The 24,810-nt window shown below is 41.8% G+C and carries 30 protein-coding genes and 1 pseudogene; 5 read left to right on the top strand and 26 right to left on the bottom strand.

Going from position 1 to position 24,810, the window contains the following annotated elements; all coding sequences use genetic code 11:
- Positions 1-145 precede the first annotated feature (145 nt).
- Positions 146-957 (bottom strand): annotated as a pseudogene (locus H5117_RS15730) (alpha/beta fold hydrolase).
- A gap of 498 nt (positions 958-1,455) precedes the next feature.
- On the opposite strand from H5117_RS15730, the gene H5117_RS15725 reads away from it, so the two are divergent.
- The gene (locus H5117_RS15725; RefSeq protein WP_182738620.1) at positions 1,456-2,451 is read left to right on the top strand and encodes an HNH endonuclease; all 996 of its coding nucleotides are present in this window, start codon (positions 1,456-1,458) and stop codon (positions 2,449-2,451) included.
- Positions 2,452-2,476: 25 nt separating this feature from the next.
- Here H5117_RS15725 and H5117_RS15720 read toward each other — a convergent pair whose 3' ends face one another.
- The 22 genes from H5117_RS15720 to H5117_RS15620 all read right to left on the bottom strand — a co-directional run bounded on the left by H5117_RS15720 (position 2,477) and on the right by H5117_RS15620 (position 18,850).
- Complete coding sequence (locus tag H5117_RS15720; RefSeq protein WP_182738619.1) at positions 2,477-3,430, bottom strand: hypothetical protein; 954 nt, start codon at positions 3,428-3,430, stop codon at positions 2,477-2,479.
- Positions 3,403-4,107, bottom strand: a complete 705-nt coding sequence (locus tag H5117_RS15715) for a hypothetical protein (protein ID WP_182738618.1) — start codon at positions 4,105-4,107, stop codon at positions 3,403-3,405. Before H5117_RS15715 ends, H5117_RS15720 begins: the two co-directional genes overlap by 28 nt.
- On the bottom strand, positions 4,104-4,589 hold the full coding sequence (locus tag H5117_RS15710; RefSeq protein WP_008135615.1) for a hypothetical protein: 486 nt from the start codon (positions 4,587-4,589) through the stop codon (positions 4,104-4,106). Before H5117_RS15710 ends, H5117_RS15715 begins: the two co-directional genes overlap by 4 nt.
- A complete protein-coding gene (locus H5117_RS15705; protein WP_182738617.1) occupies positions 4,586-5,215 on the bottom strand; it encodes a hypothetical protein in 630 nt (209 codons plus the stop codon). Before H5117_RS15705 ends, H5117_RS15710 begins: the two co-directional genes overlap by 4 nt.
- Entirely contained in the window at positions 5,208-5,498 is a 291-nt protein-coding gene (locus H5117_RS15700) for a tail fiber assembly protein (RefSeq protein WP_182738616.1), read from the bottom strand. The genes H5117_RS15705 and H5117_RS15700 overlap by 8 nt, the downstream gene beginning before the upstream one ends.
- Positions 5,499-5,504: 6 nt before the next feature.
- Positions 5,505-6,278: a hypothetical protein gene (locus tag H5117_RS15695; protein WP_182738615.1), complete on the bottom strand. Its 774-nt coding sequence runs from the start codon at positions 6,276-6,278 to the stop codon at positions 5,505-5,507.
- Positions 6,275-6,829 carry a phage tail protein gene (locus tag H5117_RS15690; protein WP_182738614.1) on the bottom strand — a complete coding sequence of 185 codons (555 nt, stop codon included), beginning with the start codon at positions 6,827-6,829 and terminating at the stop codon, positions 6,275-6,277. The genes H5117_RS15695 and H5117_RS15690 overlap by 4 nt, the downstream gene beginning before the upstream one ends.
- Positions 6,826-7,629 (bottom strand): hypothetical protein, encoded by an 804-nt coding sequence (locus tag H5117_RS15685; protein WP_182738613.1) that lies wholly within the window; start codon positions 7,627-7,629, stop codon positions 6,826-6,828. The genes H5117_RS15690 and H5117_RS15685 overlap by 4 nt, the downstream gene beginning before the upstream one ends.
- Positions 7,622-8,770 carry a baseplate J/gp47 family protein gene (locus H5117_RS15680; RefSeq protein ID WP_182738612.1) on the bottom strand — a complete coding sequence of 383 codons (1,149 nt, stop codon included), beginning with the start codon at positions 8,768-8,770 and terminating at the stop codon, positions 7,622-7,624. The genes H5117_RS15685 and H5117_RS15680 overlap by 8 nt, the downstream gene beginning before the upstream one ends.
- On the bottom strand, positions 8,760-9,089 hold the full coding sequence (locus H5117_RS15675; RefSeq protein ID WP_182738611.1) for a DUF2590 family protein: 330 nt from the start codon (positions 9,087-9,089) through the stop codon (positions 8,760-8,762). Before H5117_RS15675 ends, H5117_RS15680 begins: the two co-directional genes overlap by 11 nt.
- On the bottom strand, positions 9,089-11,770 hold the full coding sequence (locus H5117_RS15670; protein WP_182738610.1) for a phage tail tape measure protein: 2,682 nt from the start codon (positions 11,768-11,770) through the stop codon (positions 9,089-9,091). The genes H5117_RS15675 and H5117_RS15670 overlap by 1 nt, the downstream gene beginning before the upstream one ends.
- Positions 11,771-11,773: 3 nt before the next feature.
- Entirely contained in the window at positions 11,774-11,917 is a 144-nt protein-coding gene (locus H5117_RS20905) for a DUF6890 family protein (protein ID WP_404936135.1), read from the bottom strand.
- 23 nt (positions 11,918-11,940) lie between these two features.
- Entirely contained in the window at positions 11,941-12,228 is a 288-nt protein-coding gene (locus tag H5117_RS15665) for a putative phage tail assembly chaperone (protein WP_007378140.1), read from the bottom strand.
- Positions 12,218-12,850, bottom strand: a complete 633-nt coding sequence (locus H5117_RS15660; RefSeq protein WP_182738609.1) for a hypothetical protein — start codon at positions 12,848-12,850, stop codon at positions 12,218-12,220. Before H5117_RS15660 ends, H5117_RS15665 begins: the two co-directional genes overlap by 11 nt.
- Positions 12,850-13,299, bottom strand: a complete 450-nt coding sequence (locus H5117_RS15655; protein ID WP_149614051.1) for a phage protein — start codon at positions 13,297-13,299, stop codon at positions 12,850-12,852. The genes H5117_RS15660 and H5117_RS15655 overlap by 1 nt, the downstream gene beginning before the upstream one ends.
- A gap of 10 nt (positions 13,300-13,309) precedes the next feature.
- The gene (locus tag H5117_RS15650) at positions 13,310-14,410 is read right to left on the bottom strand and encodes a DUF2586 domain-containing protein (protein ID WP_182738608.1); all 1,101 of its coding nucleotides are present in this window, start codon (positions 14,408-14,410) and stop codon (positions 13,310-13,312) included.
- A gap of 21 nt (positions 14,411-14,431) precedes the next feature.
- A complete protein-coding gene (locus H5117_RS15645; protein ID WP_182738607.1) occupies positions 14,432-15,064 on the bottom strand; it encodes a phage virion morphogenesis protein in 633 nt (210 codons plus the stop codon).
- Positions 15,057-15,530, bottom strand: a complete 474-nt coding sequence (locus H5117_RS15640; protein ID WP_182738606.1) for a phage tail protein — start codon at positions 15,528-15,530, stop codon at positions 15,057-15,059. Before H5117_RS15640 ends, H5117_RS15645 begins: the two co-directional genes overlap by 8 nt.
- Positions 15,527-15,964, bottom strand: a complete 438-nt coding sequence (locus H5117_RS15635) for a head completion/stabilization protein (protein WP_182738605.1) — start codon at positions 15,962-15,964, stop codon at positions 15,527-15,529. The genes H5117_RS15640 and H5117_RS15635 overlap by 4 nt, the downstream gene beginning before the upstream one ends.
- 110 nt (positions 15,965-16,074) lie before the next feature.
- The gene (gene gpM, locus H5117_RS15630) at positions 16,075-16,803 is read right to left on the bottom strand and encodes a phage terminase small subunit (RefSeq protein WP_024609304.1); all 729 of its coding nucleotides are present in this window, start codon (positions 16,801-16,803) and stop codon (positions 16,075-16,077) included.
- Positions 16,804-16,887: 84 nt separating this feature from the next.
- On the bottom strand, positions 16,888-17,925 hold the full coding sequence (locus H5117_RS15625) for a phage major capsid protein, P2 family (protein ID WP_182738604.1): 1,038 nt from the start codon (positions 17,923-17,925) through the stop codon (positions 16,888-16,890).
- A 43-nt stretch (positions 17,926-17,968) separates the two neighbouring features.
- On the bottom strand, positions 17,969-18,850 hold the full coding sequence (locus tag H5117_RS15620) for a GPO family capsid scaffolding protein (protein WP_182738603.1): 882 nt from the start codon (positions 18,848-18,850) through the stop codon (positions 17,969-17,971).
- A gap of 205 nt (positions 18,851-19,055) precedes the next feature.
- Between H5117_RS15620 and H5117_RS15615 the strand changes: the two genes are divergently transcribed.
- From H5117_RS15615 to H5117_RS15600, 4 genes are read left to right on the top strand one after another with little or no spacing between them, the layout of a single operon-like run.
- Entirely contained in the window at positions 19,056-20,837 is a 1,782-nt protein-coding gene (locus H5117_RS15615; protein WP_182738602.1) for a terminase large subunit domain-containing protein, read from the top strand.
- Entirely contained in the window at positions 20,837-21,904 is a 1,068-nt protein-coding gene (locus H5117_RS15610) for a phage portal protein (RefSeq protein ID WP_182738601.1), read from the top strand. The genes H5117_RS15615 and H5117_RS15610 overlap by 1 nt, the downstream gene beginning before the upstream one ends.
- Entirely contained in the window at positions 21,901-22,227 is a 327-nt protein-coding gene (locus H5117_RS15605; RefSeq protein WP_182738600.1) for a phage holin family protein, read from the top strand. The genes H5117_RS15610 and H5117_RS15605 overlap by 4 nt, the downstream gene beginning before the upstream one ends.
- The gene (locus H5117_RS15600; RefSeq protein WP_182738599.1) at positions 22,227-22,676 is read left to right on the top strand and encodes a hypothetical protein; all 450 of its coding nucleotides are present in this window, start codon (positions 22,227-22,229) and stop codon (positions 22,674-22,676) included. Before H5117_RS15605 ends, H5117_RS15600 begins: the two co-directional genes overlap by 1 nt.
- 23 nt (positions 22,677-22,699) lie before the next feature.
- Here the strand turns inward: H5117_RS15600 and H5117_RS15595 are convergent, their stop codons facing one another.
- From H5117_RS15595 to H5117_RS20565, 3 genes are all read right to left on the bottom strand, one after another.
- Positions 22,700-23,479, bottom strand: coding sequence for a hypothetical protein (locus H5117_RS15595; RefSeq protein ID WP_182738598.1), 780 nt, complete (start codon positions 23,477-23,479; stop codon positions 22,700-22,702).
- Between the two features lie 55 nt (positions 23,480-23,534).
- A complete protein-coding gene (locus H5117_RS20705) occupies positions 23,535-24,095 on the bottom strand; it encodes a hypothetical protein (protein ID WP_259404454.1) in 561 nt (186 codons plus the stop codon).
- 383 nt (positions 24,096-24,478) lie between these two features.
- Positions 24,479-24,810: hypothetical protein (locus H5117_RS20565; RefSeq protein ID WP_220491796.1), on the bottom strand; the 332-nt coding region annotated here is incomplete at its 5' end.

The following is a 24,810-nucleotide window of genomic DNA, read 5'->3' as shown; positions in this document are numbered from 1 at the left end:
GAACTTTAGAGAATTAACACAAAACCGACAAACGATTAAAACAAACCTAATAAGTGAATAAATCTAACCTATAGACTTTAGTCTAATGCCAAATTACTAATTTACGGCAATTGGTATTTATACAATCAGCAACCAAACCCACACCTTATTTAGTACGTTCAAGCAACTTAACTACTTGGGCTACAACCATTTCTGGCTCATCATTTTGCGGATAGTGATAGCTCTTATTTGTTATTACTATTTCACCTTGAGGAAATGCATTAGCCCACTTTGAATGTAAGTCGCCCCACATTTCACGCGCTTTGTCGGTAAAAAATAATACAGATGGCTTTTTATACTTTTTAACTGAGGCAATTACTGTCACGGGTATGTCAGCAATTTGTGGATAATCGGGCAGTGGACGTTTTGCCCAAAAATCTAAATACTGATTCGACATTCCATTTTTTATATCGTCGAGCTTTATTGCTGCAATTTCTTTTTCAGCGCGTGGCAAATCAATCGCGCGCATAATATCTACATCGTGTTCTGATGCAGGCTCAATTAAATCAACGCTTTAATCTGATTAGGGTATGTCGCAGCAAATACACGCGCAATATAAGCACCATAAGAGTGCGCAACATACACAACAGGCTCTTCTATTTTCAGTGTTTTGAGTAATAACGCAGCCTCAGCTGCATATTCTTCTGAGCTATAGTTTTTCTTTATTTGTGCAGAGCCGCCATTACCAATACGAGAATACCGTATAACTTTAGCGTGCTTGGTAAGTGATTCAAAAATCGGGTCCCAATCACTTAAACCAGCAGAACCACCCGCTTCGAGTAAAATAGTATGTTTACCTTTACCACCTAGCTCGTATTCAACGTCAAAGCCATTTACTTTGACGACAGTCAATTTAGCTAATGCATTATTAGATAATAAAAGTAAGAAAAGGATTTGTATTGTTGTTTTATAAGTCATAATTTAATTAAACTTCACCATTACTTGAAACAAATATTTGATCACGCAACTTTCACAATGCTCTAAACCTCAAAAGATGCAATCTTCCTTAAGTATCTTTTTGAATATTCTTACTTCATATCTTACCTCAGATTAAAATTGTAAAAAAATTACTTTCGACTAGGAATATACGTAACCTCATTTATCACCCAAACCTATAAACTCCCTCGCCCATATGCCATAATCTAAATAATTCATTATTTTAGTAACTTGGCGCGTATTTAAGCGCTTTTAAGTTAACTACTCAGGGTTTTCAGCATGGCATATCAAGAGCAAAATCAAGCAACAATCTATTGGCACGACTACGATATAATAACTTCAACTATCTGTTTATAAAGAAATAAAAAATAAAATTTAAATTTTTTATACACATATATATACACAATTCAAACTTTTGACGCACAGTAATTAAATTAATTTATAATTTCGTAAGGTTTTACATAAAATTAGGTTAAAAAAATGGATACAAGCTTTGATGTTTTAAATAAGTGGGACCGTTCATTAAAAGGTAACAATAATAGCTATAAATTTGTGCTAGCAATTGCATTACTTGAATTCTCAAAAAATACAGATTTAGAAAAAACAAACGTGATTAGTTACGACTATCTAATCAATATTTTCGTCGAATTTTATTGGAACCACCTTAATAGATATAAACTAAATCATTCGATTAGCCATGAAAAAAAACCTCTTTTAAATAAAATATTTCTCGATTTAGATATAGATGAAAATTTAAGAAGCTCACTTTATTCTATTTCATATCGCAAACTTAAAAAGGATCACAAGGAGGTTGTGCAACAGTTGTTGTCAAATAAAAAAATTATCATATCAATTTTAGGGAATCCTATCTCTAGATTTAATTTTGATAACAAAGGAAGTGATCATAAAGCTGGCAAAGGTTACTTCTATGAATGGAATAGAAAGAAAGAAATAATAATTTTAAATAAAGATGCATTTTTAACGATAAAAAAAGAAAATAAAATATTCACTAAAATTGTACAGCTAGGTTTAGCAAGTTTTCTTGAAAAATATAATGTACAACCTAACTTGATTGATAAGTCCAAATTCAACATAAAAAGACCTCCATTCAGTAAATTTATAAATGACTTATTTAAAGAAGAAACGCAATTATTAGGCCGTTACACATGCTTTTATTGTGAAACTAAGTTAGAAAAATATGATAAAGATCATTTTATTCCTTGGGAGTACGTACTCGAGCACAAAATTTGGAACCTAGTCGCTGCATGCAGAGAATGTAACTCTGAGAAGTCAACTAATTTACCCAGCAAAAAGAGTATTAAAAAGTTAGAAGATAGAAATAAAGAGATATTTTCGAATCTCAAATTTAAGATACATAACGATTTCGATTCTCTTGAAAGTTTAATTTCTAAAATAGATGATTTACATACAAATGCTTCGAAAGCTGGATACTTACCATGGAATAAATACCTTTGAATGGATTTCACCGCAGGTAACTAAACTACTCCACAATTGGCTTTAATATACTTTTCAAATCACTTGCTGTTGATTTGTGGCCTGTAAATGCACCCTTTGTTATTGGAGGCCCTGCTCCCTGATCTTTATGGCCGTGAGTTTCTAAACTTTGGTTTATGTCTTTAACCAGACTTATTAAATCAAGAAGTACTTTAGCCACGTTTACTGAACTGTCACCCAACCAAACTGTTTTTCCTTCGACCTTTGCTAGTTCTGTGGATTTAGCGTGGAGGGTTTTTAGTGTGGTTAGGTTCATGTTTTCGGTGGCTTCAATATCTACCTGTTTTTTACTACCAAGTAACAGCCCTTCTAAAGCTACAATTAATGCTTTTTCACCTACTACTGTTTTCAGGGCACCCATGACTTCGGTTATTTGGTTGCCGTCTATTTTTAATGTGTCGTGCATGGCTATATTGGTATTGCGTTCATGATGATTTTCTAAACAGTTGCGCGATTTTCTTTTTGTGATATCGCTGGTTTGGGTTATATCGCCATCAGTTGTGGTGTGCCAGTTGCCGTCGCGGCCTTGTATTTTGCTGCAGCCGTTTTGCTGTAGCGTAACATCGGTGCGTTTGTGCTCTGGCACTAAACTTTGCCATGGTAATAAACTGGTGATGACGGGATGGCTGTTTAGGCCATCAATGTATTGTATTAAACACTGCATGCCTGGCATAGGTTCGTTCAACAAACCGTGATCGGATGCTTGCCCTGTCCCGAGTGTTACTTGCTCAAATACAGGCACGGCTAATGGCTCATTTGTGAGCGGGTTTAATAGCTGTACGTCGGCCGCTTTTAGAGGCCTAAACGCGGTGCTGATTGCTGCGGCGTCACTTGGTAGGTCGTATATTTTTTCGATACGTGCAAGTTGCGGCAGGTGTTTACGCTCGTTTAACTCTGGAAAGTAGCGCTGTATTAGGCGTTTAATGGCTTGTTTGACCATCGTATGTGCATCCTGTTATTAATTAAGGTTACTTCGGTAATATGACGCCCGTTTAGCTGTATGCCTGGTCTTAATTTTGGAATGGCGATCAACTCACCGGTAGTTGAGCTTTGGGCTGTTATTGTATGCTCTGGAAAATCGTTTATTGCTGCAAGCGGCCAGCGGGAGTCGTGCCAACTGCCTACAAATATTTTGCCATCGGGGCGTTGTTGAAATATAAAATCACTAATGCCCCATGCTTTGCCTATTTGCTTTAGCGCTTCAATACCTGCGCCGCTATGATAAAACGCGGGTATTGTTTTATTTAAATAGCCGACGTTTTCAGGTGTCACAAATTCAACACCGAGCTTTGCCAATTCATCAAGCACAGCTTTGATTGTTGCATGGCGAACTGCAAGGGGGGCAGTGAAACTTAATGCGCCGAGTAATTCGCGACAAGTTAAATACCAACGGCCGTTTGCCTGGTGTTTTGATTCGATAACGCCGAGAAAGTACGGGATCATATTATCTAGCGTGTAACCTAAATGCAGCTCGACTAATCCGCTTGGCACTTGCTCTGTCACTATTTCAAACTTTGCGCGACCAGTGCTGGCTATATCAAGTTGTACACTTTTAGTAACGACGCTCGTTACTGGTTTACCTCCAATGGTTAGCGTATCAGATAGGCGAGTATTCATGGCCCCTCCACCGCTGCAAATTTACTTTGTACATCGTTATTTGAAGTGACCGCTTGCGACTGTGCATTTTGGTTTGCTGTACCATCTAGCTGTTGTTGCTCACGCTCTGATACGGACTGTACTTCAATAAGTTTAAAGGTGATTTGCCATGCGCGCTTTTCTTCAAGTTCTACAGCCTTTACCTCGCCATCAAATTTGGCTTTACGTATTTTATAAGCCTCTGCCAATGCATTATTAATTGTGTAAATAATACGGGCACCGTTTTCATCAAGTGCTTTCGCTTTGCTAATAAGCAATGCTAAAGCCCCCTCTTCATTAAGCGGTATTTTAGTGCTCACAGTTAACATGCCAGGCTTAACACCTTGATCGCTAATGAGCGCAAAACTCCCCATGCCTGACATATCGCCACCGGCTAATTTAATACCAGCATTGACCCGCGTTTCATACCCGGGGATATTCCAGCCATCTAACGATATGCTCATAACACCTCTTCAATATGATTAAGCTCGCTTGGTTCGCCAACAAACAAACACATTGCCCAATAGTTATGCTCATTGCCTTTGCTAGCAACTGAGTCGGCTAGCTGCTTTGCTGTACCGGCTGTAATTAATTGCATATCGACCCCACTACTTTGGGCAGTAAATTTCGCCTGATTTAATCGCTCGTCGCGTGCTGTTTTTAGCTCAATGGTTTGAGTCAATGCATCGTCAATGGTGTTTATTAATTGCTTGCCACTGTCGTTTACAGTAGCAATTTCGTCCGCTATTTGTTGCTCACGTATTGGCGTTAAGTTTTGCAATGTGTTTATTTGCCATTCGATACTTTGGCCGTCATAGGCTATGAGCTGAGTTTGCTCTAATGCGCTTTGACTTTGGCCGTATTGAGCACAGCTAATAAACTCAGGTATTGGGCAGTATTCGTTTATTGTTTTTAATTTGCTAGCTAATGATGCTGGGTCATTTGCGCTCACTGATAGCAGCAAACCATTAAAGCGTGTGGGTTTATCAGTTCGCGACACGTCCTCGATCGCTAATGCAAGTAACTGCGCGCCCGCTTGCATTGAGCAAGGGGCGGCTGTTTGGTGATAACAAAGTACAATGTTATGCATTAGGTGTAACAGGCCATACCGCATCGTGTATATTTTCGAACTTTTGAGGTAAATCTCGTAATGCTTGGCGATACTCTGACCACGCAACTTTCTGCTCTTGGGTTAAAGGCGCATCCGGCATTTGTGTCCAGTCATATTTCGAGATAAGTGCATTTCTCTTTTTACGGAGACATAATCTATCGACAGATTTTTGAAGCTCAACCTTCTGAACTTCTGTAATTAAATCTGAGCTTGCTTCAATATTACAGACTTTTTTACCGTTTAACGTTCCGCTTAATAACATAAATAATTACTCCGGTGCATAAGGAATATTGGTAATTGTATTTTGAACCGTAGGCTCATTGACGAGTTCATTAATGTAATTCACCCCCCATAACGTATTAGCCAGTACTGAGGTCCCATTCAAAGATAAATAACCATTTAATAGCTCAAATTCGACTTCTCTTAGACCAATTTTAGTTGGGAGTAGGTAATTTAAGTCACCACCGAATACCCCTTGCTCTGCACTTTCTAAATCTACAATAACCTTACTTCGTGCAATGATCACAGCCCCGCCACCCCAAAAACTGATGCCTCCATACTTGTCGAACTTTGCATTAATAACTAAAGACTGTTTAAAATATCCCAATAACAAGTTCCCATAAAAAAAGACACTTCCACTGAGGAAGATAATTTCAGGTGTCGTCTCGTCAATATCTATGCTTTTAGACTGATCAATATTTTTGCTATCAGGTACGATAATTACCTTACTTGCATAACAATTTACATTGCCATCAACCACATGCTTTTGTGATCTTGATAATTTTATCGTTGCAGACTTCCCGGCAGGAATTATGTTTAAAGCATGCAATAACGTTTGAAATGGCTCCGTACTCGAGCCTGAATTTGCATTACTGCCATTAACATCAACGTAAAAAGTAACATCTCTATCGCCTGACAAATTATTTAAAATCGACTGCGACACAGTGCTTACTCTTTCACTTATAGTCGCAGAGTGTTTTTCTACGGCATCGGTTAGTTGTTCACATGCGTCAACAACGCGACCTAAATCTGATTCATTCATATGCTATTTTCCTTAAGTACTTGTTTTACATGACGTGTCATGGATTTAACTTGGCTTGTCACAATACTGGCTAAATGTGTGTTAATTGCATCAATTTGTGGGCTGTAATCAAACATCCACGATTGTGCAGGGATGGTGATCCGCGCTAATGCCGCAGCCGCTGCAAACTTCAATACAAACGAGCGGTTGTGTACATTGTTTACGCCCTGGCGCTTGCGTTGTAATGGCAAGTAATCAATCGCTAGCAATGTACCGTCTTGTGTTACTAATCCAATCCAGTTGTAGTCGAAGTCGCCAACGTCCTGCTCAAGTATGACGGCCCATGCCACGGTATTTGAATCAACATAGCCTGACGTATCAATATTGCGCCTATACACAATTTGCAGTGTGCTAGGCATGCTTTCATTGGGGTTACGCTCTGCGCTTTCATTTAAATTAGGAATGTTTGCTAACACTAATTCTTTAACATCGAGCCCTGAGTTTTGCAGCGCGCGGGTTGTGATGTAACTTTTGCCGGCGTTGGTCATAATGCCGGTGATCGCTTGGGTCATAGTGGCTCCTTGGCGATACTTACACCGCCCTCTTTACTTAAAAATCCATAGTGATGATGTGCGGCAATAACATGCTGTACATCGGTGGTGATTGCTTGGGGATGTGTATTACTTACAAGGTTGTCACACCCTAGAAATTGATATAACTGCTCGAATGGCAATACGTGTTTTACATCGTGCGTAACTGCACACAGTGGCGCTTCGCAACTTTCATTTTGCAAATCAGTAAAACCGTAACTGTATTGTTGCAGCGCTTTATTTTGTGCGGCTAAATGCAGTGGGTGATCAATGTGACAGCTATCCCACTGTACGTGCGTTAATCCTAAGCTCAGTGATACATCAGCTTTGTTATGCACGGTTAATTCATAGCGCCTACACGTTCGCCCATACAGCTGAATAAGTTCGGGTAATAAATCGTTGTTGCCTGCAAGCGTTGAGTCAGACATATCAATGGCAATAATGTCCCAATCCCGCCCATCAATGCGCTCACGCACATTGAGTACTTCTAACCCTAAGCGGTCGAAAATACTTCTTACGGATGCCATTTCGCCAGCGTCAATAGTATTAACTAATGCATGCTGTACGCGTTTTCTGTATAGCTCTATGGGTTCATCATCTAGTCGGGTAGTTAGCCGCTCCCATGCCAGGAACCCTAATACAGGCTCTTCATTTTTTAACTCGTCTTTTTGGTTCACTGCCCACATAACATAGTCGCGCGATTGCTCCCAGTAACCTGTGGCCGCTTTTACAAGTTTTTCGGCGTAACCTTTATTGAGCCAGGTCGCGATTTCATTAGCCATTTGCAACCTCATTAACGGTTAATGATGTAAGTACCGGTAACCAGTTGGCTGCAGTTATGTCGTCAATATCAAACTTGATTGACTGCAGTTCACTAAATTGTTCATGGCACTGTGTTATTAATTGGCTAATGCTGAACACAGTTTGATGCGTTACGCGTGTGGGTGCATACGCTGCATTTTGACGAAATGCGGCTTTTATAAACGTGGTTAAGTCGTCTTGAATAGCGTGGCTGTTGTCATGTAACTTATAGGTTGCGTTGATATCAAACCCGTTGGTTGCCATAGCGTAAACCATAAAGTCATCCCCTAAACCATGGTGACCTGCGGTACGAATATGTTGGTTAATGGCACTCAATAGTGCTGTTGGTACAGGGCCAATATCTAAGTAAATATACGCATCAGCCGTGCCTGGTCCACGTGGTGCATTGGTTAGTATTTCAATGTTATCTATTGGTACAGCAAAGCTAGCAATAATTTGTTTGTATACAGCATTGATATGCCAGCGGGATGCAGTACCAAATACGTTACGAATGCGTAGTCGATAATGCTCAGTGTCTTCGTCATCAGAGCCTGGCTTAATTAACCAATCATCATTGTTGGTTACGGTGACCCCTTCTTGTTGCTCAGTAAAGTATCGGTAAGCCTCTTCGGGTAAGTTATAAGCTGCACCGGTTTCATAGGCTTCAGCCAATGCATACGCAGTGCGTTGCCCTTGTTCAAAATACACATCTTGTAAAAGTATAAGCTTATACACTTTATCGCCTAGCACATCGGTTACCACTGCGGTTCCTGCCACAATGGAACTTTCGCCCTCGTCGCTTTCGCGTGTAAACGTTAATAATCCCTGTGCTTTTACGCCCGCTTGAATAAACACATTACGTGCAGGGCCATGGCGTTCAATCAGTGCAGCTCGGCTTGCTGTCATAATGAATAAGTCAGGCATTAGCTGCGTTGCTAGCCAATTAAACAGCTGCACGACGGGCTTTGTTAGCAACGCTTCAACGGTTCGCCAAAATGGGCCAAAGGGTGAATTGTTGGCAACTTGTATGTTTTGCTCTTTTAACTGTGCTTGCCACTGCGCTTGCGCTGTTTGCTCATCCATTGGCAAACCTGCATTTTGCATTAGGGTTTTAAAGTCCACTTTGTAGGCTCCCGTATTGGCGCGTTTGCGCGGTGATACTTAATGTGCCTTCGTCATTTCGGTACACTTTTATAGTGCCAGGCTTAATCCGATTGTCTTGCTCGGTTAGTAATTCGAGCTCGGTTAAAATGGGCGCTATGCCGTTTTTATTGCGCAGACCAATCAGCTTTATGAGTAAACCGCTTTCTAAAATTCGATGCTTTATATCTTGCGCCACCACATTCGATTTACTTAATGTACTGGGTGTCAGCGAGTCATTAAGTACAAAATCATTATCCTCAACGGCTAAATCTATGTGCAGTGCAATATCAAAGTTCATCAGCTTGCTAGCTCCATCATTTGTTCAAAGCTTTGCGCTAAGTCGTCAGATTTAATCGTTAAGTTGTCTATGTGCACACGCTTGCTGTTATCGCTCTCGCTTGAACTGCTCTGGCTGGTGCTGCTCGTTAGGCTTTGTAAAAACGCTGATTTTTGTACTTTGGCTTTATAGCTATTCGTGTGTTGTTGCTCAGTATTTAACTGCTCAACGCTGTACGCGTTCGCTGTGTTAGTAATTGCCTGATCTGTTTTGACCATTGGCAATCGTTGTAATGGCGCTGCACCTTGATTAAAGCGGGCGAGTTGTTCATATTTTTGACTATAAACAGATGAATTGGCCGCGTTAGTAAAATGATTAGCTGTGCGTGTATTGCCATTTTCTATCGCTGATTGTGTTACGAACTGTGTTGATTGTGCATTGTGGCCAACATCGCTATGTGTAGCTGGGCTGCTTTGTAATGATGAGTTAGTAGCGCTGTTATTGATGCTGCCCGTTGTTGAATAAGCAGCATCGTTTGCAGCCATGGTTACTGCGCTGGTTTGTGCCAAAACCTTATTTGTTTGGTTTGTAGCAATACTATTTTGTAATGCAGGGTTAACTACACTATGCGTTGTTGCGCTAGTAAAAAAAGCAGCATCGTTTGCTGAAACATCGTTATTAATAGCAGTATTTACAGGCGCGATATTGGTTAATCTATTCGCCACAGTTGAACTTACATAGCGGTTATTTAATGTGTTCGTTTGTGCCAACGCGCTATTTGTTTGCTCAATGGCATTACTGCTTTGCAATGTTGAGTTAATAGCATTGTTAGTTTGACCTTCGTTTAACTGCGTTCGACTCAAATACGTAACATCATTCACCGCACCATAGTTAGTGCTGGCTTTATTGCCTGGTACTTGGGCGGCTTTGTTGATCACAGCTTGGCCGTAGTCGCGGCTGAACGCTTGATCTGCATTTTGCATGACTAAATTGCTAGGCTGAGCACGGTTAATGTTTTCGTGTGTTGAGGTCGCTTCTGTTTTTATTTTTGCCTCGGTATCGTCAATCAGGCCGAGCTTTTCGAGCACCCATTTTACGCTATCAATCACCCCATTAAAGGCCGCTTTCACACTATCAAACACCGCCATTAATACTTTCCCCCATGCGGTATTTTGAAACGCAGCCACTAAGTCATCCCAGTAATAGATAAGCGCACCAACCGCCGCGATGAGCGCAATAACACCCGCCACTATCCACGTAATTGGGTTTGCCCAAAGCGCTGCATTGAATAACCATGTAGCCGCTTGGCCTGCAAGCATAACCGCTTTAAATGTACCCATGGCAATGGCCGCCGCGCCCATCGTTGCAATGAGTGATAAAAAGCCCAATACACGCAACGCAATAAGTGCGCCTTGCCATAATTTAGTTATCACTGTTAAACCCATTGTGAGCGCACTACTTGTTATCAGCGCCATTTTGTACAGGCCCATCATGAACATGACCACGCCATAAATAGAGATAAGCGCCACAATGCCCACTACAAGTGTTGCAATCACACTGGATAAAATCGGAAAGCGCTCAGTTAACGAGACAATACCCGCAAAGCCTGCAGCGAGTAATTCTATAAAGGGTTCAACAACGGGTAATAAACGACTGCCCATTGCCGTAGCGGCCGCATTAAACGAACCGCCTAATCTATCCCAAGGGCTGGCAATAATATTAGCCATTTCGATTGCTTTGGAGCTATCTTGCACGTTTTCAAAAACGGTGATGCCGTCTTTTAGCTTATCGACTTTGGTACTCAATACATCAACGGCTTTTGCACCTTGCTTACCAAATATTTGAGTAAGTACATCGCCACGCGCTACAGAACCCAGTGAGGATAAGCGGTTATTAATACGCCCTAGCACTACGTCTATTGCTAGCATGTCGCCGTTATCTGCGGTTAATTTTATGCCCAATGCATCTTGTGCTTTACCAATGCCTTGTAATAATGAGGCCGCTTGCGTGCCAGCCACTGATCCTGATTTAGCAACCAATTGCAGTTCACCCACTAACGCGAATTGTTGAGCTGAGCTTAAGCCAATGTTTGTCGCGGTCGCCCCAAGGTTTGAAAACGCGGCTTGCATTTCTGCACCGGTGGTTTTGTAAAGCTGTACCGCGGTGGCGGTTTGCCCTGCGATTTGGTTTACCCAATTCGCTTTGCCCATTTTATTGGCGGTCTTTTCGAAGATGCCATACATGGTGCCCATATAGCTGGTAATAGTGGCTGCGTCGGCTTTGGTTGCTACCGCTAGTATGTTTGACGTTTTGGTAAATTCAGATAGCTCAAACCCATTTAAGCCGGCAATAGCTGATTGAATATCGTAAGCACTGCGGACGAACTCGGCCGAGTTCCCCCCAAATTGAAAACCAAACTTATAAGATGTTTTAGTCAGTTGTTGCAAGGCGTCGTCGGTAACGCCCAGTGATTGCACCTCGCCCAAAGCAGCAACGTGGTCAATTGCAGGCGCGAGCGATTTAGCAAGGGCGTAACCGCCACCCACGGCCGTGGTTGCTCCACGCATCATTTGATCTTGTGCAGCGGCAGTTTGCTGACTCAGCTGATTTATTTTAGCCATCACTTTATTAACCGGACCCGTCACCTTATCGATGATCCCGATTGAATAAGTAAGCTTGTCTAATTTGCTGAGTGTTGCCATTAATTACTCGCCGCCTAATGCTGTGCAAATACCGTTATTTACGGCTGTTACAAAGTTTTCTTGCTGTGATGTTTCAAGGTAAAGCGCCTGTGCCAAGCTCTCGTCAGTGACTGGTACATTGCCAAAGTATTTAGCGTGGTATGCCAGTAACTGATCGAGCCTGCTTTTGCCTATTTGCTTGGCTCGGCTTTCGATTTTTTTACCGTAAAATTAAACTCAGGTTGGTATTCTTCAACAATGGCACCCACTAAAAACAACGCGGCACCCGGTTGCTGTACCAGCTCTTTGAGCTTTTTAGCGTCGGCTTCAACCACTGTGTTTAATAAAAAGTTAGTTGCCGGCTGCACTTTGTTATTTGGCTGAGTCGAGTTAATGTATTTGTTGTAGTCGGCGCCATTTACATTAAATGTGATTTCGCCAACGGGTGTTTCTAATGTGATTTTTTTCTCAAACGCCATGATCAATACTCTCTTTTAAATCTGCTTGTTCTAGCAGTGTGTAGGTAAAATAAGGGCCGTACTTGGCTGCTGATTGCTCACACAAAGCAATAAATTCATCAAAGTCATTGGGATTTGCAAACACCTGGCAACCGGCTGACCACTTATCAACTTGGGTTGATGTGGTTTTGCTGTTTGCACGGTGGCAATTAATACCAAAGTAACCTTGTTGTAGCTCTGCTTGGGGTGTGACGTCCGTGTCTAACTCGGTGTCTTTGTTGTTGTCACGTAGAACAACAACCGGTTTATGCTGTACAAGTGCGCGATACTTGCCCTGGTGATAACCCAACGTCCATAAGCTTCTATGCTGCCCTGCAACTAGCACCGCTGTGCCGTCTATGTTCATTGGGTTTTTACGCCAGTAAATACCGGCATCTGTTGTGGCTTTATACTGCTTTAACTGCCATTCGCTGTTTTGCTGATACAACACACAAATTGCATCGTTAAACGTGTTGGCGCGGGTGTTTGTATGGCGAATACCTATAATGTTTAGGTTTAATTCACCCTCAAATACTTTATGCCCACATGCTTGCAGGGTGCTTAGTAATGTTGTGGCAGTTAGTGTGCGAATAGCTTTAGTCATTACAAATCTCTCACTTCATCGTCAGTTAGGTATGGCACACCGTTAATTTTGACAAAATCAGGGCTAGTAATTGGACACTTGATTGATGTGGTGTCTTCTTCGCCACCATCGGCTTTAATGTTTAAAATTTCGTCCAGCTGCGGCAGACAACCAAACGCTTCAACGTTCTTTTTACCTGCAGCTACTTCTGCATTAAATGCAATATCAAACGGTTCAATACCTTTCCAACTGCCTGCTTTTTCAGCTTGCGCTTGCACGATTAACCAATTTTCATGATCAAGCTTTAGTGTTACTTCGCCTTCAACATCGCCATCAATAAAGCCCTTTGGAATACCGCGCACTTTTTTAACGGTGCGCCCATCCGTAATTTTGCAAGTCGCTTCTATAACATGAACCATCGAATCACCAATGAAGATATCGAAGTCTTTACCGCCTAGTACTTTTTGCATGTTTGCGCTCCTACTCTGCGTTATCTAACATGATCCCAACAATGATGGTGTTGGGTGAATCGATTGGTTTAACTTTAAGTACGACTTGTAAGGTGGTCGCATTCATAAACGTTAGGTTGATACTGTCGTCTTTTGGTGCACGAATTAAACCAGGGAACTTATCGGCACCAATATTGATAGAGCGTGCCATGTCGCGCAGCGGTTTACCCATAATGCGTTTACCAAATTCAATCCCGGTGCTGCTGTTGTTTAAGCGACGATTCTTAACATTTTGAATTCCAATAATGCGCACAGCACGTGCAGCCATATCAACAATGCGGCCAATTTCAATTTTTTGAAAATCACCGCCTTCAGCGTCCAGCATGTTTACATCGCCAAAATACGTACCATCAAAATCAGCATAAAACTGTGTACAACTAAAACGCAGCGCATCAAGTGCCGCCGTGGTTGAGTTGGTTAAGGGGTTGCCGGCGGCATCTTCTGGGTGTGGCATCAATGACATTGCACCCGTAAGCACACGCATTGGGCTATCAGCAATAGTGACTGCGCTTTTACATAAACGCCCTGTTACTGCGCCTAGTTCGTCACCGAATAAAAGCGGTATAACAGCCACACGGTCGCCTACTACGCCATCGGTTAACGGTTGCAATGAAGTCACTAAATCAGGCCAGTTTTGCTCAGCCGTTAAGCCAGGTGCTGCAAGTAAAAAGCGAACACGACGAGCAAGGCTCGATAAAATTTCAAGCGCTTTGGCTTGGTAGCTTTCAATGTCGGCTTTGCCTGTAACTGGCGTACAAATAACAATAATTTCAGGGCTAACATCCTGATCCATTGCTTTATCAATAAGGGCCATTACGTTATCGCCTGCGCCATGCGGGATGGCATAACCACTCACTAAGTCATCACCGTTGCGTTGCCATGCTTTTACTTGTGTTTTTAGTGGGGAGTCGGCGGCGCCAAACTCAACATCAAAATCACTTTGTGCATTAATAGATAAAATTTTGCCGTTGTTCTCACTCGCTTGACCGATAAACAACACACTGCGTTCAATCTGTTTCGTAGCGCCACTGCCTGTTTGTATGGCGGCAACGGTTACTTTACCTTGTGCCATGATCGTTCCTTTTGCTTTGCGCTACGCAACGTGCATAGCCTGGTTTAAAATAAAATTCATTTGCTGCTTTTCTTCGCCCTGCGTTTGCCCTAAAAATGAGCGGGCCGGCAAGTCAATTTGCCATGTACTCTTACTTGAGCTGCCCTTTAAATCACGAAGTAAAAACCCTGCTTGGTTAATGCTTAAATTCTCTGTTATCCATTTAATGCTTGGGCGTTTACTGCCCTTGCCTTTACGACGCGGTATTTTGTAACCCTCGGCTATTAATGCCCTGGCTAAATTTCGCGTGGCTGGCCCTTCTTTATTTTGAGCCGCTTTACCTTTTGGCTTGCCTGCATCTAGGCTTATGCCCTCTTGGTGGGCACGGGCAATTTTTCCGCTGTTGCCCCCTGAAAAATAAACACTGGCGTCGTTTGCACTGTGGCGAACCTTCATAAACTTTTTAAGCTTGGTGAGCATTTTCTTTTTTTTACCGTTTGCTCTGCCTTGCCATGTTTTACCTGCTAAATCCGTTTGCTTGGTGATCCGCTCTTTACTGCTTTTATTCGTTGTTCGAATAACACGACGTAATATATTGCGCCGTTTATTAGGCTTAAGTTGTAAAAACGCTAATTGGTCTTTGCTTCGCCCTTCGTCAAATTTAACGTTAAGCACGGCTTACAGTGCCTTGCAGTAAAAATGATTCAGCAACCCATAGACTTTGCTCGCCAAAGTCGTAACGGTTACCGTTTAATTCAAAGGGGCCATTGTCTGTTTGTATTAGCTCTATGTCTTCGCACAGCTGGTTAATAGTCAGCTCTACTTCATTGCTGTTGTCGTCGTTTACATCGGCGCTAAATTCAATATCGGTGCTGTCATAACGCCCGCCATTGTTTTGCAACCAAAACGATGCAAAGGCACAAATTAACGCAGCCGGCGCAAAGCATGGATTAATGCTGATCACACCTGAGTAATAAAACCGCGCTACCAATAACCCGTTACCATTCATTGTTTTACTACTTGGCTCTATGCGCCCGCCTTCTATCCAGCTATCAAACTGGGTATTAAGCGCCAACTTATGCCCTTGGTACTCAACACTCACTAAATGCTGTTTAAGCTTTTCAATTTTGCTTTTGCTCATAACAGCTCTACCGATAAATTAGGGCTTAGTGCTTGCAGTAAGCGCATGGCGTTTATGCTTTCGCGTTGCCAGTGTTCAAAGTTATCAATGGCTGATTGCGACTGTGCTGTTGCGTTTTCACGGTGTGTACTGCCAAGCTTGGATACCAATAAATTAGCTTTGGCTTTGCTATACACTGCATCTTTATAAAAAATTATTTGTTGTGCGTTTAATGGTGTGCCGTTAGTAAGCACAGCGCTTACTAGTTCTTGGTTTACCTCGGTCTGTGCGCGCTTTAGCTTTTCAACAAGCAGCTCACTTTTGCTGGCGTATTCTTGGGCAACGGCGTAATGCTCTATAAAATAAGCCGTGCTTAATGTCGGGTAATAGCCATTGCCTGGCACATCAACATTAATGCTTTGTAAATCTGCTTGTGGCATACCGCTTAAATTCATATTGCACCTGTAAAAACACACATTAAATTGGGTGTGGGCGCCACTTAGTCACAGGGCGTCAAACAACGAATGCTGACGAAGTGCTAAGTTGCCCACCGGCGTTGGAGCTGTTACTCGTTAACCGTTGCTTTTAATTGCTTTGTTAACTTATCGACTAAACCTTTAACCCCAGCTTTGTCGTTAATGGCTTGTGCGTGCTCTGCAAATAACAGTGCATTACCATAATTGTGTAATGCGGCATCAACCTTTGCCGCAATGGCGTACAACTTGCCGCCTACCACTTCAAGCCCGTTCCAATCTTGGTTTTTAACGGTATTAATTAAGCCACGCAGTACATAGCTAATATCAAATAAGCCTTGCTGCTTTGATTCTGATAGGTAGTAATTTGCATCGTCATAGAGTTGGTCGATAACGAACGCAGGCCAATGCTTGGTATTAAATACCGTGGGTAGCGGTTGCTTTTGCTCAATCATAAACGGCAGGAGTTCTAGCGCCGCATCCCAGCGTTTAAGATCAACCAACCAAATAAACACCCATGCTAAAACCGTGTTCGGATGGCACTGGCCGCTTAGTCGATATTTATTGATATACCCTAAATAATCTTGGCGTTCTAACGCTTCAGACTTGTAAGTTGCTTTGTCGGCTATATCAGTAAATGTTTTTAATTGAGCTAAGTCAGATTCGATGGCTGCTGCATAAAGCTGGTACTCGGTTTGCGTAGTGATAGTGGTTGGCGCATGGGTACTCGTGGCTGTTGCCGCGACCGTTGGCGCTTTTTCGTCAGTGCTTGTTGGTACGCTGCTTGCTGCTTTGGCTAATGATTTTTTGACTAAGCTCATTTAAAAACACTCTTTAATGTGGTTAAAAAGACCGACTTGAAAATTGGATTAAACAAGCCGGCCAAATGGGAATTTACCGAAAATTTAAACCCAGGCGCTACCGTCTGAATTTGGTAACTTGATACTGGTTGATTCGAAATACATTACTTTTTCAAGGTCTTCTACGTAGTAGCAATCGTTTCGTGATAGGTAGTCTTCAACGCGTTTTTTCTTAGCGTTGTTTTCTACACTGGTACGCGTTGATCCTGTTTGTACGTAGTGACTTAAGTTGTCAAAGCTGGTGACTAAAATGCCACGAGCGGGGAAAAACGGAATTTTGTATGTCATTAAACCGCCATAGGTATCAATCACCTGTTGCAGCTCAATCTTGGTTTTTTCACTTGGGGTATGTGCTTGCTTGGCGTACAGCTTGTTTTTGTCTTGCGCTAAAAGCTCGTCGCCAATAATAGCTACCATGTTTGCACGTTTGTGCTCTGGAATACCTTGCAATGCATCGTGCACCGCTTGGTCTAGGTTTTCGTAATCGCCGCCAGCACCAATACGAATTTCGCCAGCGGTTGCGCCTTCACTAATTGCGCGCTCGGGTGCATCGCGGCGAATTAGTTGTAGCCAGCCAATGTTTACATCGTTCATCATTGGATAGGCTGTAATATCTGTGGTATCAGCTACGTGCGTACCATTCCAACCAATTTTAATAATGTCGAGCGCAATAGCCTGGCGTACGTGATTACGATAACGATTATGAAAATCAGGGAACTTAGACCACTGATCCATTTTTACCCATGTGATATGAATGTCGCATTCAACGGGGTAACAACGGTATTCACGTTTAGCGAGCTTTGATACGTCGCGAGTTTTACGCTCTTTGGTGTCGTCAGTTTCAACGCCTGCACGACCTGTAACGCCACCGTCTACACTCATGATCACCGATTGACCAACTAAGTCGTCAACCGGTACGGTGTTGATCATCTGTAAAAATTCAGCCGATTCATAAACAGCATCATATAAATGCTGCTCAGTTGTAGGCTCAACGTTGAACTGTTCACTCATTGATGTAACGCCGTAATTAACAGCCATGCCTGCCATAATGGCAACAAATAATTCTCTAGTTCTGGTTTTCATATTCTTTCCTGCGTTTAGCTAAGTTAAGTTAGGGTGAGTGTAATTAGTACAAATTACTGTATTTACCCTCATCGCCTTCGGGTTCTTCGTCGGCGTCAGTGGTATCACCCGCAGGTGTTTTCAACGCTTTGGTAAACTTGTCGTTTAGTTCGTCCAATGCTGTTTTTGTTTTTAATAGCTCTTCTTTTACTTGAGCTAATTCAGTGTTTTCATCATCAGCTGGCGGCGTTTCTTCACCTTCCACTTTTGTGGTTGAAAACGAATCAAGCTTTGTGGCAAGCCCATCTAGTTTTTTACCAAACTCACTAAGCGGTGTGCCCAGCGCATCTTTTAATGCTGTGGCTAATTGTGTTTCGTTCATGTCGGGTTCTTCCTTTGCGAATAGTCGTTTAAAAAATGGTTTTTTAGGTGCGGCGTCGATAGGCTCACATGATCCTAAATCAACTTTTAATAAAGAGACGTCCGTGTCATCCGGCTTACTCTTACTACTGAAATGGATACGGTCGGTATAGCAACTCGCTGGGTAGTCGGTCACTGCTAAACCGGTTAGGTAGGTTTTGCCTGTGCCCATAAAATCGCGGCTAATTTCGATACTAAAATAAACAGCTTGATCTGCTTTGTTCAGCTCTACAAACCCTTGATTGGGCGCAAGCACTGCGTATAAGCACACAACGCCCTCTTCGTTTTCATAGGCTTGTACGCTTTCTACATCTCCCAACATGCCGGGAATGTCCACGTTATGTAGGTTTTTAGCGGCCCAACCTGACCAATTAAATTCGTGATCAACATTAATGCGGGCGCCATATTTACGCGGGTTATAGGTTTCTACAATATCGGCTACGTCTTGCTCTGATATTTCGCGACCGTCAACGGTCATACCTACAGCGGCAATCGATAACGGTTTAGTACGTAGTTGACCTGGCATAAACAACCCTTTTTAAATATGTGCAAATTAAGCGTATTGCTTTAAAGTGATTGCAGTTTGCACCCTCTTTTTATTCCTTTCCAACGGTTTAACTTTTTGAAATTCCTATATTTAACTTTTAGGTATGGCTAGGTTTTTGACTGACAGATTAAGCGTTTTATAACGAATACACTGCCGCTATGGATTAATAAAAGCGGCGCAATAGATGGCGAACTACGGACCAGAGATACGCAAAAAAGCACAAGATTTGTATGTTGTTGAGGGCTACACGGTGGACGAAATAGCCGAGCTTGACGACATGCCCAGTGCGCGTAGTATTCGCCGTTGGTCGGAGGCTGGCAAGTGGGAGGACATGTGCCCAAGCTATAACGCCGAAATGGCCTTTAGCAAACGCATTAATGTACTGGCCGATAAAGACGATAAAACCGATGCTGACTATAAAGAGCTCGACTTTTGCACGCGCCAGTTGTGCGCACTTAATAAAAGTAAATTAGCCCCAGCCCCAAAACAGCGCGCAAGTAATGACAACCCCGCCAACAATAACAGCGGCAACAGTCATAACGGCAATGACAAAAAATCGAAGAAGAAAAAGAAAAACGATTGCTCTGGCATTACCCTTGAAATGCTCAACGAGCTTAAAGACACATTACTTTATCCTCACCAAAAACATTGGTTTGATAACCAAGACCATCGCACCCGTTTTATATTAAAACCGCGCCAGATTGGCGCTACATTTTATTTTGCATTCGAAGCGTTTTACGATGCTGTGGTAAATGGCCGTAATAAAATATTTATATCGGCGAGCCGTGATCAGGCCGAAGTATTTAAAGCCAATATTGTGGCGTTGGTGCGTGAGCATTTTAATGTTGAGCTTAGCGGCTCGCCTATGGTGCTTAATTTAGCCGGCGGTAAAACGGTTAAACTAATATTTAAGTCAACCAATGCCCGTACTGCACAATCAGAATCCGGCGATTTATATATTGATGAAGTATTTTGGATACCTAAATATAAGTCGCTGCGCGGTTTGGCGCAGGCCATGGCAACCCACAAACATTTACGAATAACGTATTTTAGTACGCCATCGGTTACCAGCCACGAAGCCTACGACCATTGGAACGGTAAATGGTACCGCAAAACAAAAGCGTGTAACGATCCTGAATTTGCTATTGATGTAAGCCATAAAAACCTGAAGAACGGCCAGTTATGTGACGACGGTATTTGGCGTCAAATGCTCACGGTTTACGATGTAGTAACCAGTGGCTTTGACCGTATAGATATTGGCGTACTTGAAAACGAATACAGCGTAGATGAGTTTAATAACTTGTTTATGTGTAAGTTTATTGATGATGCGCACAGTGCGTTTAACCTTAAACAATTGATGAACTGCGTGGGCGACTCAACCAAATGGACTGACTTTGATTTAGCCTACGAGCGCCCATTTGGCCTGCGCCCTGTTGTAATTGGTTTTGACCCTGCCCGCTTTGGCGATAAAGCCAGTGTTGCCATTTTAAGTGCGCCAATGCAGCCAGGCGAAAAGTTTTTACTGCTAGAAGCACTTGATTTAAGTGGCAACGACTTTGAAGCCATGGCAAACGAGATAAAACACCTCACCGATAAATACAACGTTGTGCATATTGGCGTAGATACCACCGGTATTGGTTATGGCGTGTGGGAGCTTATTACTAAGTTTTACCCCAATGCTGAGCCGATTCATTACAACCCCATTATTAAAAACCGCATGGTCATTAAAGCCATTAACGTTATTCAAAACCGCCGCTTTGAGTTTGACCAGGACGCGGTAAATATTGCCAGCTCGTTCATTAATATTCGCCGTAAAGTGGTGGGCGACCAAATCACCTATGCCACAAACCGCACAGCCACAACAGGCCATGCCGATATTGCGTGGGCAATTATGCACGCTATGTTATTTGAACCACTCGACGGTAACGCCCATAGCCGTCAAACATCTGTAGGAATTGCAGCTTAATGAGTAAACCACGATTACAAGTAAGTAACGGCCAAGCGCCAAACTACAACCAACGCACAGCGGTAACCGATACGTTTAGCTTTGGCGATCCTGAGCCCTGTTTAGACAACCGGCTAACAGATTACGTTGGGGTGTTTAGTGACAGTAACGGCATTTACGCCCCGCCCATTAATTTGCAAGGCTTGGTTAAACTACTGCGCGTAAATGCCCAGCATGGGCCAATACTCTACTTTAAGCGCAACATGATTTTAAAGTGGTATAAGCCTAACCCACTTTTAAGCCATCAAGCCCTTAGCAAATTTGCGTTTGATTTGCTGTGGAGCGGTAACGCCTATTTGCAAATTATTAAAAATTCGTTTGGGCAAGTTATTAAACTGCGCCATTTGCCTGCACTCACTATGCGCTATACCGATAAACGCGGTGTGTACGCACAATTAAGTAATCAAAGTTATGAACCTATTTACTTTAATGAAGGCGAAATAATACACGTAAAAGAATACGACCCCGGGCAAGGCATTTATGGCATACCGCAATATTACGGCGGTATTCAATCAGCATTATTAAATGAAGATGCCACGCTATTTCGTCGCCGCTATTACAAGAACGGTGCGCACATGGGTTTTATATTCTCAATGGCTGACCCTAATTTAAGCGCTGATGATGAAACCGCCCTTAAAAATGCCATACGTGACAGCAAAGGTGTGGGTAACTTTAGAAGTTTATTTTTTAATTTTCGTAGTAATAAAGCCGATGCTGAAAAAGCGATAAACATTACACCGGTGGGCGACATATCAACAAAAGATGAATTTGAGCGCATTAAAAAAATTACGCTTAACGACATGCTCAGCATGCACCGTGCGCAAGAAGCACTGAGCGGTCAATCATCTGGCGACAGCCCCGGCTTTGGCGACTTAGACAAAATTACCCGTGCCTATTACAACAACGAAGTTGTGCCCCTGCAGCAAGACGTATTAGGCATTAATAACTACTTACCTGCCGCACAGCATATTGAATTTAAAGAGCCTGAGTATTCAGACTTAAACCCAACACCTAAGGAAGCCGCATGAGCTGGATAGATGTAACAGAGTTTATTAAACAATGGGGGCGTTTATTTATGTTGAGCTTTTTAGCAGCCGCTATTCAAATGTATTTAAGCAAACGGCAGTTTACGTTTTTTCATTATTTTATGAGTGTGCTCATTGCCATATTTGCAGCCTACCTATCAGCCATGTTTTGTGAATGGCGCGGGTTTGACGAAAATCTAAAAACGGGCGTGATTGGGGTAACCGCCTACGCGGCCCCGCATTTACTTGAAGGGTTCGACAAGCTAATTAAATCGTTTAGCAAAGACCCTAAAAGCTTTCTTAAATTTATACGGGGGATTAAATAATGGGATGGATTAAATCAGTATTATCATTTATCACAGACCCAATAGCCGATTTAACCGGCGGCTATGTTGAGCGTAAACGCATAGCGGCAGAAATGGCCGCTGATGTAGCACGGGCAGAAAACAACTTTAAAATTGCCCAGTTTAATGCCAAAGCAAAACGCTGTATGCAGGCCGAGCAAAACGACGCTGATTACGACCTATTGGTACTTAAGAACCGCGACAAAACCTTAATGGATGAAGTGATCATTCTATTCTTTTTGGGTTTGTTCGTGTGCCATTTTATACCGTCTATGCAACCGTATATGCACAAAGGCTGGCAAGCCATGGGCTATAACGGCGCGCCCTGGTACTTTGAATTTGTGATAGTGGGGATTGCCGTTTCAACGCTTGGATTAATGAGATTGTTTAGAGCGTTTTGGGGGAGTCGAGAGAAAAAGAGAAAGCGCTAGTTATGAGCTAGCGTTATATATTTTCAATTATATGAAATGGCTTCTACTTTGCTAAAAGGAATTTCAATAATTCGATTGTCTTCTGAGCCTTTCAAAATTAATGATTGTGAAGTTCTAAGAAGGAGTTTTGAACCAAAATATTGCGCTTTACTAGTAGTAACATCGACGCTAATACCTCCGCCATATTGAAGTGCTTTAAGAATATATACATAATTAGTTTGGTTAAACATAGCTATAGGTACACCTAAAGCACAGATCAAAGCAATTATCGTAGCTAAAACTTTTAGCAGCCCTTTATCCAACAAACTTGAAAAAGCAATAAAGGATAAAATAAAGGTACAAGGTAACAGTACCCAATGATTTACTTCAGTGCCTTTATCTAGATAAGAAATGATAAATACGAAAATGGAAAGTAAAGTGGAGGCTGCTATGCCTAAAGCTATAATTTCAATTAAACCTCTACTTTTTAAGTTAAGCTTCAAAATTGAGTTGACCATACTTAATACACTATCGTTTTTAATATAGCTAAGAAATACTTTCCCAAAAGTGTAAATAGCTATAAAAACTAAAAATGCAGAGATAAATACGAAAAAGCTCAAAGCAAAAACTGTTAATGCTAGGTAAGGTACACCTTCCGCCGGTAATCTAAATCCAGAGTTCCAAGCATAGTAGTATGTCGCAACTTCGCTAACTTTTCCTAAATAAGTTGCTCCTCCCAATGAGCCTAGAAAGATAATAATCAAATTACGAATAACAAAATTTTGTTTTAATACGAACTGGGCCAAGTCTTTCAGTTTTCCCACCATACTCTCCAAAAGTAAACATTTTCTACCTGTATCAAAAAATTACTTTACAATCTTATCTATTAGGTAATTTGCTCTTCCATTCTTCTAAATCAAGAATACAATTTTCTATTCTATCGGTAACTATATAATTTTCGTCCATTAATGGCGTTAGCACATCATCATAAATTCGCGCCATATAGCTATGCTCGTTTTCAGTAGCTCGCCTACTAGTACCAATATGGTCAATCTCTAATTCAAGTCTGCTAATTATTCTGCTGGTATGCTTTTCTAAATCATCGTCTGAGTATTCAAGACTGGTTAGTAACGAATTTAACTCAACCAATAAAGCGTTGACTCTTTCTTTTATTAATTCTAATTTCATATCCTGCCTTTTTGAGTACCATTCAATTTCTAATGCGTTTTCAAATTTAACAGCAACAACTTCAAGGCGCTTAAGTGCTCTTGTAAAATTTGGCCCAGGTACACCATTAAGCGTTGCTGCATTCGTCTTGCTAATACCGCGAACTAAGTAATCACTGAGTGCTGCTTTTATATCTTTACTAGTGCTTTTACCAAACGATAAAAGTGCATCTAACCGCTCTTGACTTTGTGTGCCTTTGTGTAAATATTTCATAATTTATTTATCACTTAAATGATAATAAATTAATGATATTTCAATATTAGGTAAATCACCAGCTGTTTGATCTTTTTATTGTCACTTTACTGCTAAATGTTGTCACTTTTTGACAACGCGATCTTTTTAAAAATTGCTCACAGATCCTTCTACTGAGCTGGCTGGCGATCAATGGCGTGTCACTGGGATTGTCAATTTGACGCGTTTTTTGCACGAAAGCGGAAGGCGAGGAGGAGTGAATTTTGGAGGCTTTGGGTTTTTCCAATGGCATTACAGGCTATACCATCATTGTAATAATTTAAGCTTTCACATCTAGTCAATATGTAGTGGTATATATAACTACTTTGCCTAATTTTGGAGTGATAAATTTAATTATAATCGTGTTAACTTTGTATTACCCTCTTTCGAATATCTACACTCTTTTTTTTATACATAGTAACAATTCTTCCTGCAAGCGGATTTTTCCCGGAACCGTGACAAACACTACACGCTTTTTTTGTAAATGCAGAAGGAAGATACCCCGCACCTTTCATACTTCCACCAGACTTATTAACCGTGTGATAACCACCAGTACAGCTGCCACATTTCGATGACTCTTCATATTGCCCACTAGGAACATCTTTTAGTAAGTGGAACTGGGTCTCACCACAACGCGGGCAAACATTGGCATTAACAGACATCTCACAGGAACATGTAGGGCAATAAACAAGATAAG

The organism is Pseudoalteromonas sp. SG45-1 (assembly GCF_014164135.1).
Lineage (GTDB): Bacteria > Pseudomonadota > Gammaproteobacteria > Enterobacterales > Alteromonadaceae > Pseudoalteromonas > Pseudoalteromonas distincta.
This window is presented reverse-complemented; position numbering and strand designations above follow the sequence as displayed.